The sequence below is a fragment of the Kitasatospora sp. NPDC040550 genome, from assembly GCF_055594965.1.
Genome location: NZ_JBVIWC010000004.1, coordinates 311,580 through 325,392 on the forward strand (window position 1 = coordinate 311,580; position 13,813 = coordinate 325,392).

The 13,813-nt window shown below is 74.4% G+C and carries 4 protein-coding genes; all 4 read left to right on the forward strand.

Annotation, left to right across the window (positions count from 1 at the left end; genetic code table 11):
- The first annotated feature begins 57 nt into the window (after positions 1 to 57).
- From ACZ58X_RS09155 to ACZ58X_RS09170, 4 genes are read left to right on the forward strand one after another with little or no spacing between them, the layout of a single operon-like run.
- Entirely contained in the window at positions 58 to 9,321 is a 9,264-nt protein-coding gene (locus tag ACZ58X_RS09155) for an amino acid adenylation domain-containing protein (protein ID WP_470333006.1), read from the forward strand.
- Positions 9,308 to 11,002: a phytoene desaturase family protein gene (locus ACZ58X_RS09160; RefSeq protein ID WP_470333007.1), complete on the forward strand. Its 1,695-nt coding sequence runs from the start codon at positions 9,308 to 9,310 to the stop codon at positions 11,000 to 11,002. The genes ACZ58X_RS09155 and ACZ58X_RS09160 overlap by 14 nt, the downstream gene beginning before the upstream one ends.
- Positions 11,003 to 11,016: 14 nt before the next feature.
- Positions 11,017 to 12,681, forward strand: coding sequence for a phytoene desaturase family protein (locus tag ACZ58X_RS09165; RefSeq protein ID WP_470333103.1), 1,665 nt, complete (start codon positions 11,017 to 11,019; stop codon positions 12,679 to 12,681).
- Between the two features lie 56 nt (positions 12,682 to 12,737).
- On the forward strand, positions 12,738 to 13,793 hold the full coding sequence (locus tag ACZ58X_RS09170; protein WP_470333104.1) for a zinc-binding dehydrogenase: 1,056 nt from the start codon (positions 12,738 to 12,740) through the stop codon (positions 13,791 to 13,793).
- Positions 13,794 to 13,813: the final 20 nt, after the last annotated feature.

The following is a 13,813-nucleotide window of genomic DNA, read 5'->3' on the forward strand; positions in this document are numbered from 1 at the left end:
GGGCAGCCGCCCCCGCCCGTGCCCGCGCCGTCCCCGCCACCACCCTCGGATTGGACCATGACCACCTCGCCCTTCGCCGTGCCCTGCGAACGGATCGCGATCACCGGCATCGGCTGCCGCCTGCCGGGACACGCCAACGACCACCGGACCTACTGGCGCAACCTGATCGAGGGCCGGGACTGTCTCACCGACACCCCCGCCGACCGGTACGACACCGGCACCCTGGGCAGCCGGGACCGCGCCAAGCCGGGGCGGCTGATCGGCGGCCGGGGCGGCTACATCGACGGCTTCGACACCTTCGACCCCGCCTTCTTCGGGATCAGCCCCCGCGAGGCCGCCCACATGGACCCGCAGCAGCGCAAGCTCCTGGAGGTGAGCTGGGAGGCGCTGGAGGACGGCGGGCTGCGCCCCGGCGCGCTGGCCGGGCGGGACGTCGGCGTCTACATGGGCGCCTTCACCCTGGACTGGAAGATCCTCCAGTTCGCCGATCTGGACTTCACCACCATCGCCGCGCACACCGCCACCGGCACCATGATGACGATGGTGTCCAACCGGATCTCGCACTGCTTCGACTTCCGCGGCCCCAGCGTCTCGATCGACACCGCGTGCAGCTCCTCCCTGGTCGCGGTCCACCTCGCCTGCCAGAGCCTGCTCCGCGGCGAGACCGAACTCGCCCTGGCCGGCGGCGCCCTGCTGCACATGGCGCCGCAGTACACGATCGCCGAGACCAAGGGCGGCTTCCTCTCCGCCGACGGCCGCTCGCGCGCCTTCGACGCCGCCGCCGACGGCTACGTGCGGGCCGAGGGGGTCGGCGTGGTGGTGCTCAAGCGGCTCTCCGACGCGCTGCGCGACGGCGACCCGGTGCACGCCGTGATCCTCGGCAGCGGCGTCAACCAGGACGGCCGCACCAACGGCATCACCGTCCCCAGCGCGGACGCCCAGGCCGCCCTGATCGAACGGGTCTGCGCCGGCGCCGGGGTGCTGCCCGGCAGCCTCCAGTACGTCGAGGCGCACGGCACCTCCACCCCGGTCGGCGACCCGATCGAGGCGGCCGCGCTCGGCCGGGTGCTCGGCATCGGCCGCCGCGCGGGGGAGCGCTGCTACGTCGGCTCGGTGAAGACCAACATCGGGCACACCGAGGCCGCCGCCGGGGTCGCCGGGCTGATCAAGACCGCCCTCGCCCTGCGGCACCGCCGGATCCCGCCGCACCTCAACCTGGAGCGGCCCAACCCGGCCATCGACCTGGCCGCGCTGCCCTTCGACATCCCGACCGCGCCGGTCGACTGGCCCGAGCACCAGGGGCCGGCCCGCGCGGGCGTCAACTCCTTCGGCTTCGGCGGCACCAACGCCCACGTCCTGCTGGAGGAACCGCCGCCGCCCGCCCCCGTCGCCCCCGCCCGGCGCCCGGCCGTCACGGTGCTGCCGCTGAGCACCCGGGACACCGCCGGACTGCCCGAACTCGCCGCCGCCGTACGGCAGGAGCTCACCGCCGGGGCCTGCGCCACGGACCTCGGCCACACCCTGGCGCACCGCCGCGAGCACCTGCCCGAGCGGCTCGCCGTGGTGTACTCCGGGCCCGCCGACCTGGCCGAGGCGCTGGCCGCCCACGAACGCGGCGAGGCCCACCCCCGGGTCGTCCGGGGCCTGGCCCGGGAGCGCGAACAGCGGCGCCTGGCCTGGGTGTTCACCGGCATGGGCCCGCAGTGGTGGGGGATGGGCCGGGGCCTGTACGAGAGCGAGCCGGTCTACCGGGAGGCCGTCCGGGCGGTGGACGCCGAGATCCGCGCCCAGGCCGGCTGGTCCCTGCTGGACGAACTCGGCCGGGACGAGGCCGACTCCCGGATGGCCGCGACCTGGCTCGCCCAACCCGCCAACTTCGCCGTCCAACTGGGGCTCTCGGCCATCTGGCGCAGCCACGGCGTGCACCCCGACGCGGTGGTGGGCCACAGCACCGGGGAGGTCGCCGCCTTCCACGAGGCCGGGGTCTACGACCTGGCCGACGCCGTCCGGGTGGTGCTCGCCCGCAGCTCGCTCCAGCAGCGGCTGGCCGGGACGGGCTCGATGCTCGCCGTCGGCCTGCCGGAGGCCGAGGCGGAGCGGCGGATCCGCCCGTACCGCGACCTGGTCTCGCTCGGCGCCGTCAACAGCCCCTCCGCGGTGACCCTCGCCGGGGACACCGAGGCACTGCGCGAACTGGCCGCCGGCCTCGAACAGCAGGGCGTCTTCGCCCGTCTCCTGGACGTCGAAGTCCCCTACCACAGCGTGCGGATGGAACCGATCCGGGCCGAACTGACCGCCGCCCTGGCCGGGATCAAACCGCAGCGCGCCCGGCTGCCGCTCCACCTCACCGCCCGCGAGGGCCTGGCCCGGGGGCCCGAACTGGACGCCGGGTACTGGTGGGAGAACGTCCGCCACCCGGTGCGCTTCCGGGCCGCCGTCGAGCGGATGGCCGAGGACGGGCACCGGCTGTTCCTGGAGATCGGCCCGCACCCGGTGCTCGGCCACGCGATCCGTGAGTGCGCCGAGCAGGCGCACACCCTGCCGTCGATCCGCCGGCAGCAGGACGAACCCGAGCGCGTCGCCCGTACCCTGGCCGAACTCCACACCCTCGGCGTCGAGTTGAACTGGCACGCGCTGCACCCGGCCGGGCGCCCGGTGCCGCTGCCCGGCTACCCGTGGCGGCGCGAGCGCCACTGGACCGAGCCCAAGCCGGTCGAGCAGGTCCGGCTCGGGCAGCTCGACCACCCGCTGCTCGGCCGCCGCACCGCCGCCGCCCAGCCCACCTGGACCACCGCGCTCGACCCCGAGCGGCTGCCCTACCTGGACGACCACCGGATCGAGGGCCGGGCGGTCTTCCCCGCCGCCGGGTACCTGGAGATGGCCGCCCAGGCCGTCCGCGCGCTGACCGGCGCCGGCCAGGTCGTCCTGGCCGAGGTCGAACTGCACCGGGCACTGTTCCTCTCCGACACCGAACCCGTGCCCGTCCAACTCGGCTACGCCCCCGAGGACGCCCGCTTCACCATCGCCGCCACCCCGGCCGACGGCGAACCCACCGTGCACGCCGGCGGCCGGGTCCGCACCGGCCAGCGCCGCTCCTACGGCCCCGCCGCCGACCTCGACGCGCTGCGCGGGCAAGGGCAGCACCTCGACGGCCCGGACTGCTACCGGCGCCTGGCCGAGCGCGGCTACGACTACGGGCCGGCCTTCCGCGCCGTCGCCGAGGTCTGGGCCGGGCCCGGCGAGGCGCTCGCCCGGATCCGCCCCACCGAACGGCTCGGCCCCGGCGCCGCCGACCACCAGCTCCACCCGGTGCTGCTCGACGCCTGCTTCCAGACCCTGCTCACCACCCGGCTGCACGCCCCCGAGGACGGCAGCGTCCGGCTGCCCGTCTCGATCGAGGAGGTCCGGCTCGACGCCATCGGCGACCGCCCGATCTGGGCGCACGCCACCGTCACCCGGGAGAGCGCCGAGGAACTCGTCGGCGACCTCGCCCTGTACGCCGAGGACGGCGCCCCGCTCGGCCGGATCACCGGCTTCAAGGTCGCCGACGTCGCCCGGGCGGCCGCCTCGGTCGGCCTGGCCACCATCGACGGCTGGCTCACCGAGCTCGCCTGGCAGGACGCCCCGGCCGCGCCGCACGACGCCCCCACCGGCGACCTGCTGCTGTTCGCCGACGTCGGCGGCCTCGCCGAACGGCTGGCCGCCCTGGCCGCCGGGCACGGCGCCCGCTGCCACCTCGTCCGGCCCGGCAGCTCGTACGCCACCGGGGACGGCGGGAGCACCGTACGGCCCGACTCCACCGAGGACCTCCAGCGGCTGTTCGCCGCACTGGACCCGGCCCACCGGACCGTCGTCCACCTGTGGAACCTCGACCTGCCCGCCCTCGACGGCCTCGACCCCGGCGACCCCGGGCAGCTCGACCGGCTCGCCACCCACGGCGCCTACTCGCTGGTCACCCTCGCCCGGGCGCTGTCCACCGCCCGCCCCGACGGCCGGCTGCACATCGTCACCCGCGGCACCCAGGCCACCGGCCCGCAGGACCGGGTCGAACCGCTCGGCGCCCCCGCCTGGGGCATCGGCCGGGTGCTCTGGCAGCAGGAACTCGTCGCCCAGCGCGGCAGCCTGATCGACCTGGACCCGGCCCGGCCGGCCGCCGACCAGGCCGCGGCCCTGCTCGCCGAACTCGCCGCCGACCGCCCGGCCGACGCCGAACAGGAACTCGCCCTGCGGGCCGGCCGCCGACTCACCAGCCGGCTGCGCCCCGCCGAGGGCCTCACCCGGCCGCTGCCGCCGGTGCTGCGCCCGGACGGCTGCTACCTGGTCACCGGCGCGTTCGGCGCGCTCGGCCGGCTGCTCTGCCGCACCCTGGTGCGGCGCGGCGCCCGGCGGCTGGTCCTGGTCGGCCGCACCGCCCTGCCGCCGCGCGCCGACTGGCACGCCGTCGACCCCGCGACGCCCGCCGGCGAGCGGATCGCCTTCCTGCGCGAACTGGAGGCGCTCGGCGCCGAACCGCTGGTCGCCGCGGTGGACGTCACCGACGGGACGGCCCTCGCGGCCTGGCTCGCCGACCACCGCCGCCGCCAACTCCCGCCGATCCGGGGCGTGTTCCACCTCGCCGGACAGGTCAGGGACACCCTGCTGGCGCAGATGGACCGGCCCGCCTTCGACGCCGGGTACGCCCCCAAGGTGGCCGGCGCCCACCTGCTGCACCGGCTGCTCGCCGACGAACCGCTCGACCACTTCGTGCTGTTCGCCTCCGTCGCCTCGCTGCTCACCACCGCCGGACAGACCAACTACGCGGCCGGCAACGCCTTCCTGGACGCCCTCGCCCACCACCGCCGGGCCCAGGGCCGGCCCGCGCTCAGCCTGGACTGGGGGCCCTGGGCCACCGGCATGATCGAGGAACTCGGCCTGGTCGCCCACTACCGCGACGCCCGCGGCATGAGCTCGCTGCCCCCGGAGGCCGGCACCGCCGTCCTGGAGCGCGTCCTCGGACAGGACCGCGCCCAGCTGCTGGTCGCCACCGTCGTCGACTGGCCCACCTTCCTCGCCTGGTACCCCGCCCCGCCGGCGCTGGTCGCCGAGCTCGCGGCCGGCGCCGCCGAACAGGCCCCGGCCGAGACCGGCGGCTTCCTGGACGGCTACCGCGCCGCCGACCCACAGGCCCGCCGACAGCTGGTCGCCGAACGGTTCAGCGCGGCCGCCGCCGCCGTGCTGCGCACCGCCGTCGAGCGGATCACCCCCGACACCCGACTCGGCGCCCACGGCCTGGACTCGCTGCTCGCCATGGAGCTGCGCGCCCGGGTGCACGGCGAACTCGGCGTCGCCCTCCCGGTGGTGGCGCTGCTCAGCAACGGCAGCGTGGCCGACCTGGTCGAACTGCTCACCGCCGGGCTGGCCGAACAGCTCGCCGCCGACGGCGGCCCGCAGCACGCCGAGGTCGAACTCCACACCGACGAGGCCCGCTACCCGCTCACCCACAACCAGCAGGCCCTGTGGTTCCTGCGCCAGCTCCACCCGGACGGCTTCGCGTACAACATCGGCGGGGCGGTCGAGGTGCGCGCCGAACTCGACCCGGAGCTGATGTTCACCGCCTTCGCCTTCCTGGTCGCCCGGCACCCCGGACTGCGCGCCGCCTTCACCGCCGAGGAGGGCCGCCCCGTCCAGCGGATCCGCACCGAAGCCGTCGCCGACACTGCGCTGTTCGACGTCGAGGGCCGCCCCTGGGAGGAGATCCACGCGCTGATCGTCCGCGAGTACCGGCGGCCGTACGACCTGGCCGAGGACCCGCTGGTGCGGCTGCGGCTGTTCCGGCGCGGACCGGACCGCTGGGTGCTGATGAAGGCCGTCCACCACATCGTCTCGGACGCCATCTCCACCTTCACCTTCATCGAGGAGCTGTTCGAGGTCTACCAGGCGCTGCGCAGCGGCCGCAGCCCCGAACTGCCCCCGGTGGCCGCCCGCTACCTGGACTTCCTCAACCACCAGAACCGGTTCCTGGCCGGGCCGCAGGCGCAGCGGATGCTCGACTACTGGCGCGGCCACCTGCCCGCCGGGATGCCGGTGCTGGCCCTGCCCACGGACAAGCCGCGCCCGGCCGTGCAGACCCACAACGGGGCGTCCGAGTTCTTCCGGATCGACGAGGAACTGACCGGCCGGGTGCACGAGCTGGCCCGCGCGCACGGCGCCACCCCGTTCATGGTGCTGCTCGGCGCCTACTACCTGCTGCTGCACCGGTGGTCCGGGCAGCCGGACATCGTGGTCGGCAGCCCCGTCACCGGCCGCACCCAGGAGGAGTTCGCCTCCGTCTACGGCTACTTCGTCAACCCGCTGCCGCTGCACGTGAGCCTGGCCGGGGAGCCGACCGTCACCGAACTGCTGGCCCGGGTGCGGGAGAGCGTGCTCGGCGGGCTGGACAACCAGGAGTACCCGTTCCCGCTGCTGGTCGAGCAGCTCGGCCTCCAGCACGACCCGAGCCGCTCCGCGGTGTTCCAGGCGATGTTCATCCTGCTCACCCACAAGGTCGCCGTGGAGCGCTTCGGATACCGTCTGGAGTACATCGAACTGCCCGAGGAGGAAGGGCAGTTCGACCTCACCCTGTCCGCCTACGAGGACCGCGCGGACAACTGCTTCCACTGCGTCTTCAAGTACAACTCCGACCTCTTCGAGCCCGGTACGGTCCAGCGCCTCGCCGCCCACTACCGCAACCTGCTGGACGCCATGACCCGGGCCCCGGAGGGCGAGCCGGTCGGCCGGCTGCGGATGCTGGACGCGGCCGAACGGCGGCTCGTCCTGGAGGAGTTCAGCGGCGCCGCGCGGCGGATCGACCACGACGTGCCGCTGCCCGAGCTGATCGCCAAGGCCGCCGCCGAGCACCCGGAGGCCGTCGCGGTGGTCGCCCCCGGCCGGGACGCCGTCCGGCGGCTGAGCTACGGCGAACTGGACCGGCGCTCCCAGCGCGCCGCCGCCCGGCTGCGCGAACTCGGCGCCGGCGAGGGCTCGGTGGTCGCGGTCTGCCTGGACAAGTCGCCCGAGCTGGTCACCACCCTGCTGGCGGTCTGGCGGGCCGGCGCCGCCTACCTGCCGCTCGACCCCGGGCACCCGGCGGACCGGCTGGCGCACCAGCTGGCCGACGCCGGAGCGGCCCTGGTCGTGGTCGACGAGCGGTACCGGGCCGCGGCCGAGCTGCCCGCCCGGCCGGTCACCCCGGCCGACCTGGACCGGCCCGCCGCCGCTGCCGGGCCGCTGCCCGCCGCCGACCCGGACCGCCCCGCGTACCTGATCCACACCTCCGGCTCCACCGGGCGGCCCAAGGGCGTGCTGGTCCAGCACCGCCAGCTGGCCGCCGCCACGGCGGGCTGGCGGGCCGAGTACCGCCTGGACACCGAGGTCCGGGTGCACCTCCAGATGGCCGGCACCGCCTTCGACGTGTTCACCGGCGACCTCGCCCGGGCCCTCGGCACCGGCGGCACCCTCGTCCTGGTCGACCGCGAACTGCTCTTCGACACCGCCCGGCTGTACCGGGTGATGCGCGAAGAGGCCGTCGACTGCGGCGAGTTCGTGCCCGCCGTGGCCCGCGCCCTGCTGGCGCACTGCGAACGCGACGGCCTGCGGCTGGACTTCCTGCGGCTGCTGGTGGTCGGCTCCGACTCCTGGAAGGCCGCCGAACACCACCGGCTGCGCGCCCTGTGCGGCCCGGCCACCCGGCTGGTCAACTCCTACGGCCTGACCGAGGCCACCGTGGACAGCAGCTACTACGAGGGCGACGCCGAGGAACTGGAACCGGGCCGGATGGTCCCGATCGGGCGGCCCTTCCCGAACAGCGCGCTGTACGTCCTGGACCGCTACGGCGAGCCCGTCCCCGCCGGGGTGCCCGGCGAACTGTGGATCGGCGGCGCGGGCGTGGCGGCCGGCTACCCGAACGACCCGGTCCAGACCGACCAGCGGTTCCGGGTCCTGGACCTGGACGGCACCCCCCGCCGGCTCTACCGCACCGGCGACCTCGGCCGCTGGGACACCGCCGGCACCGCCCACCTGCTCGGCCGGATCGACAACCAGGTCAAGGTGCGCGGCCACCGGATCGAGCCGGGCGAGATCGAGGCCCACCTCACCGCCCGGCCCGAGGTCGCCGAGGCCTGCGTGACGGTCCGCCAGGACGGCGCGGGCGAGGCGGCCCTGGCCGCCTACCTGGTGCCCGCCCGGGGCCTCACGCTGGACCGCCGCGAACTGCGCCGCCACCTCGCCGAACACCTGCCCACCGTGATGATCCCCTCCTACCTCACCGAACTGCCCGCCCTGCCGCTCACCCCGAACGGCAAGGTCGACCTCGCCGCCCTGCCCGAACCCGCCGCCGACACCGGCGGCGGGCGCCACGAACCGCCCGTCACCCTCTACGAGCAGCGGGTCGCCGCGCACTGGCAGCAGCTGCTCGGGGTGCCCGAAGCCGGCCTCCAGCACGACTTCTTCGAGCTCGGCGGCAGCTCCATCCGGCTGATCGAGCTGATCCACCACCTGCAGACCGAGTTCAACATCAGCATCCCGGTCGGCCTGCTGTTCAAGGTCACCACCCTGCACGGCATGGCCCGCACCGTCGAGCAGATCATCACCGGCGAGGTGGCGGGCGGCCAACCCCACCTGTGGTTCAACGCCGAAGCGCCCGAAGGCCGTACGGTCTTCTGCTTCCCGCCCGCAGGCGGCCACGGGCTGGTCTACCGGCAGCTCGCCGCCGCCCTGCCCGGCCACCGGATCGCCGCCTTCAACTACCTGACCGGCGACGACAAGACCGAGCGCTACGCCGACCTGGTCGAAGAACTGCACCCGGCCGGGCCGTACCGGCTGCTCGGCTACTCGCTCGGCGGCAACCTCGCCTTCGAGGTGGCCAAGGAGCTGGAACGGCGCGGGCGCACCGTCGAATCGGTGCTGCTGGTGGACGCCTACCGGGTCCTGGACGCCTTCGACCTGGGGGAGGAGCACGTGGCCGTCTTCGAGCGGGAGCTCCAGGACCACCTGCACCGCCACACCGGCTCCCGGATCGTCGCCCAGGAGACCCTGCAACAGGCCAGGGACTACCTGGAGTTCTGCAGTCGGACCCCCAACACCGGCAGCGTCCGGGCCCGGCTGGACGTGGTCTGCGAGCCCGACCGGCTCGCCGTCCACACCGGCGGCGAACCCGGCTCCTGGCAGGGCGCCTCCAGCACCGGAACCGCCGTGCACGCCGGCCACGGCAGCCACGCCGAGATGCTGGACGGCGAGTTCGCCGCCCACAACGCCGAACTGGCCGCCGCCGTCCTGGCCGGAGGCACCGCCGATGGCCGCCGCTGACCGCGGGCCGCACTGGCCCCGCCGGGAGCGGACCGCCGCCGGACCGCCCCGGGTGATCGTGATCGGGGCCGGCCTGGCCGGCCTCGCCACCGGCTGCTACGCCCAGATGAGCGGGCTGGAGACCCGGATCCTGGAGAAGCACGTGCTGCCCGGCGGCTGCTGCACCGCGTGGTCCCGGCAGGGCTACCTCTTCGACTACTGCATCGACTGGCTGATCGGCACCGCCGAGGGCACCGGCGCCCACCAGGTCTGGCAAGAACTCGGCGCCCTGGACGGCAAGTCGGTGACCCACTTCGACACCTTCAACCGGGTCGTCGACGAGCACGGCCGGGCCGTCACCTTCCACACCGACCCGGACCGGCTGGAGGCCCACCTGCTGGCCCTCGCCCCCGGCGACGCCGCGCCGATCCGCGCCTTCTGCCGCGACCTGCGCCGCTTCGTCGCCCTCGACCTGCCCTGGGACCTCACCCCACCGCCGCTGCGCAGCACCGCCGAACGGCTGCGCACCCTGCGCACCGTGCTGCCCGCCTTCCGGCTGTTCTGGCGCACCGCGGCCACCCCGATGAGCCGGTTCGCCGAGCGCTTCCAGGACCCGTTGCTGCGCCGGGCCTTCCCCACCATGTTCCTCCAGGAGCCGGCCGGATTCCCGCTGCTGCCCTACCTCTACACCCTGGCGGCCGCCCACACCGGCAACGCGGGCTTCCCGCAGGGCGGTTCACTCGGGCTGGCCCGCTCGGTGGAGCAGCGGTACACCCGGCTCGGCGGGGTGATCGATTACCGCTGCCGGGTGGACCGGATCCTGATCGAGGACGACCGCGCCGTCGGCGTCGAACTGCGCGACGGCACCCGGTACTTCGCCGACCACGTGGTGGCCGCCTGCGACGGGCCGACGGTGCTCGACCGGCTGCTGCGCGGCCGCTACTCCAGCCCCGTCACCGACCGGCTGTACGGCGAGCTGCTGGACAAGCCCGGCAACCTCTACCCGGCGGTGGTCTCCGCCTTCGTCGGGCTGGACGGTCCGCTGCCGGCGGGCGAACCGCACTGCACCACCTACCTGTTGAGCCCGGCGGACGCCGCCCGGCTGCCCGGCTCGCTCCAGCGGAGCCTGGTGGTGCAGCTGCGCTCGAACTACGCGGAGGGCTTCGCCCCGCCCGGCAAGTCCGTACTGCACTGCACCTATTTCAGCGACTACCGGTCCTGGAAGGACCTGCGGATCCGCGACCGCCGGGCCTACCGGGCGCGCAAGCAGGAAGTCGCGGCGTTCGTCCGGGAGTTCCTGGACCGCGTCCACCCCGGGCTCGGCGCCCGGATCGAACTGGTCGACGTCGCCTCGCCGGTGACCACCGAGCGGTTCACCGGCAACACCGGCGGCTCCATCCTCGCCTGGCAGGCCTTCTCCGAGGCCGAGGACACCGCCAACCGCCTGGTCAACCGGGACCGGATGCGCCTGCCCGGCCTGGCCGGCTTCTCCATGGCCGGCCAGTGGGCGTCGCTCGGCGGCCTGATCCGAGCCGCCACCAGCGGCCGGTACGCCGCCCAGTACCTCTGCCAGGAGCTCGGCCGACCGTTCCGGGCCTGGCCCAGCGACGACAGCGAACCCTGGCACCCCGGCAAGTGGGGCCGGCTGCCGCAACTCGACCGGGCCACCGTCGGAGCACCGGAAGGCGGAGCGGGCGAATGAGCGGCAGGCAGAGCATGGTCATCATCGGCGGCGGCCTCGGCGGCCTGTCCACCGGCTGCTACGCGCAGATGAACGGCTACCGCAGCCAGGTCCTGGAGATGCACGAACTGCCCGGCGGCTGCTGCACCGCCTGGGACCGCGGCGAGTTCACCTTCGACTGCTGCGTCAGCTGGCTGCTGGGCAGCGGCCCGGGCAACGAGATGCACCAGATCTGGCTCGAACTCGGCGCCCTCCAGGGCAAGCGGATGCGCAACTTCGACGTGTTCAACGTGGTGCGCACCACGGACGGCCGGGCGGTGCGCTTCTACTCCGACCCGGACCGGCTGGAGGCCCACCTGCTGGACCTCGCCCCCGAGGACGCCCGGCAGATCCGGCAGTTCTGCGCCGGCCTGCGCACGTTCCGCGTGGCGCTGACCCGTTACCCCTTCCTCAAGCCGGTCGGACTGATGGGCCGGTGGGAGCGCTGGCGGATGCTCGCCTCCTTCCTGCCGTACTTCAACGTGATCCGGCGCTCCATCTCGGTGCTGATGAGCGACTACTCGGCGCGGTTCCGCAGCCCGCTGCTGCGCGAGGCGTTCAACTTCGTGCTGTACGAGAAGCATCCCAACTTCCCGGTGCTGCCGACGTACTTCCAACTCGCCTCGCACGCCGGGCAGTCCGCCGGGGTGCCGGAGGGCGGCTCGCTCGGGCTGGCGCGCTCGGTCGAGCAGCGCTACCGGCGGCTCGGCGGCGAGATCACGTACAACGCCAGGGTCACCGAGATCCTGGTCGAGCGGGACACCGCCGTCGGGGTGCGGCTGAGCGACGGGCGCGAGGTGCGGGCCGACGTCGTGGTGGCCGCCTGCGACGGCCGCACCACCATGCTGGACCTGCTCAAGGGCCGGTACCTGAACGACACCTACCGCCGGCTCTACACGAAGACGCTGACCGAGCCGGGCATGGTCTTCCCCGGCTACCTCACCGTCTTCCTCGGCCTGCGCACGCCCTTCCCGGCGGGCGACCCGTGCACCACCTACCTGCTGGAGGAGGACGTCGCGGCCCGGCTCACCGGCATCCGGCACCCCAGCATCAACATCCAGTTCCGCAGCCGGCACTACCCCGAGCTGTCGCCCGCCGGGACCACCGTCGTCTACGCCAGCTACTTCTGCGACATCGCCCCGTGGCGGGCCCTGAGCACCGGCCCCGAGCAGGCCGTCCGGCTGCGGCGCGGCGAGGAACTGCACACCCTGCCGGTCGGCCGGGGCCGGGAGTACCAGCGGGAGAAGCGCCGGGTGCGGGACGCCGTCATCGAGTTCCTGGACGGCCACCACCCCGGGCTGCGGGAGGCGGTGGCCGTCAAGGACGTCTCCACCCCGCTCACCCAGGTCCGCTACACCGGCAACTACGACGGCACGGTGCTCGGCTGGCAGCCCTTCGTGGAGGGCGGGGAGACCCTGGAGGAGGAGATCAAGCGCAACGGCCCCGGGCTGCCGGGCCTGGCCAACTTCTACCTCTCCGGCGTCTGGGCGACCACCGGCGGGCTGATCCGCGCGGCTGCCGCCGGCCGGCACGTCGTCCAGTTCATCTGCCGCGACGACGGCCGGCCGTTCACCGCCGAGGTGGACGACCACGCTCCGCCGCCCACCCTGATCACCGACCCGGTCGGCCCCGACGACCGGCACTTTGGAGTGACTTCGTGAGCCAGACCGTGAACGAGTACGCCGGGACCGCAGAGGCCGTGCTGACCGCCGGGAAGGTGCGGATCGAGAAATGGATCGTCCGCGCGCACGTGGACGGGGTGCCGGACGTGGAGCGGATGTACGAGAAGGTCGTCGAGGAGGTGGACGTCCGGCTCGCCGAGGACGAGATGCTGCTGCGCACCCGCTGGGTGTCGGTCGACCCGTACCTCCAGGGCATCGCGCTGGACACCCCGGTCGGCGACCACATGGGCGCCGACTCGATCATGGAGGTGGTGCAGGCCGGACCCGCCGCGCGGTTCGCCGTCGGGGACCTGGTGCAGGGCTTCGGCGGCTGGCGCAGCCACGTGATCGGCAACGGCGCGTCCTGGCTCTGGCAGACCGGCACCTTCCCGATGGTCTTCCCGGCCTTCCGCCGGCTGGACCGCGCCGACTACGACGAGCAGCTGCCGGTCACCACCGCGCTCGGCCTGCTCGGCGGCCCCGGGATGACCGCCTGGGGGACGGTGGAGAAGTTCCTGGACGTGCGCCCCGGGCTGACGGTGCTGGTCAGCGGGGCCAGCGGCGCGGTCGGCTCGGTGGTCGGCCAGCTCGCCCGGCACCGCGGCGCCCGGGTGATCGGCACCACCGCGACCCCGGCGAAGGCCGCCCGGCTGCGGGAGCTGGGCTTCGACGCCGTGCTGGAGTACCGCGACGGGGACGCCCCGGAGCGACTCGCCAAGGAACTGGCCCAGCTCGCGCCGGACGGCATCGACCGCTACTTCGACAGCCTCGGCGGCACGCTCACCGACACGGTCTTCGGGATGCTCGCGGTGGACAGCCGGGTCGCGGTCTGCTGGCAGTGGGGCAGTCAGGTCGGCGGCGCCTGGGCGGGCCCCCGGCTGCTGCCGATGATCATGTTCCCGCGCACCGTGATCCGCGGCATCTTCGCGCTGGAGTGGTTCACCGAGGAGAACTGGGCCGCGCTGCGTCGGGACCTCGGCGCCCTGGTGCGCAGCGGGGAGCTGCACTACCAGCAGACCGTCCACCGGGGCTTCGACAGCATCCCGGCCGCCTACCGCAGCCTGTACGTCGACCGGTCGGCGAGCCAGGGGAAGGTGCTGGTCGAGCTGTGAGCGGAACGGGAGAGGGCCCC

What these genes read in the sequence shown, in the direction of transcription:
- ACZ58X_RS09155 (WP_470333006.1), top strand. Translation starts at nt 58, where the DNA reads ATGACCACCTCGCCCTTCGCCGTGCCCTGCGAACGGATCGCGATCACC.
- ACZ58X_RS09160 (WP_470333007.1), top strand. Translation starts at nt 9,308, where the DNA reads ATGGCCGCCGCTGACCGCGGGCCGCACTGGCCCCGCCGGGAGCGGACC.
- ACZ58X_RS09165 (WP_470333103.1), top strand. Translation starts at nt 11,017, where the DNA reads ATGGTCATCATCGGCGGCGGCCTCGGCGGCCTGTCCACCGGCTGCTAC.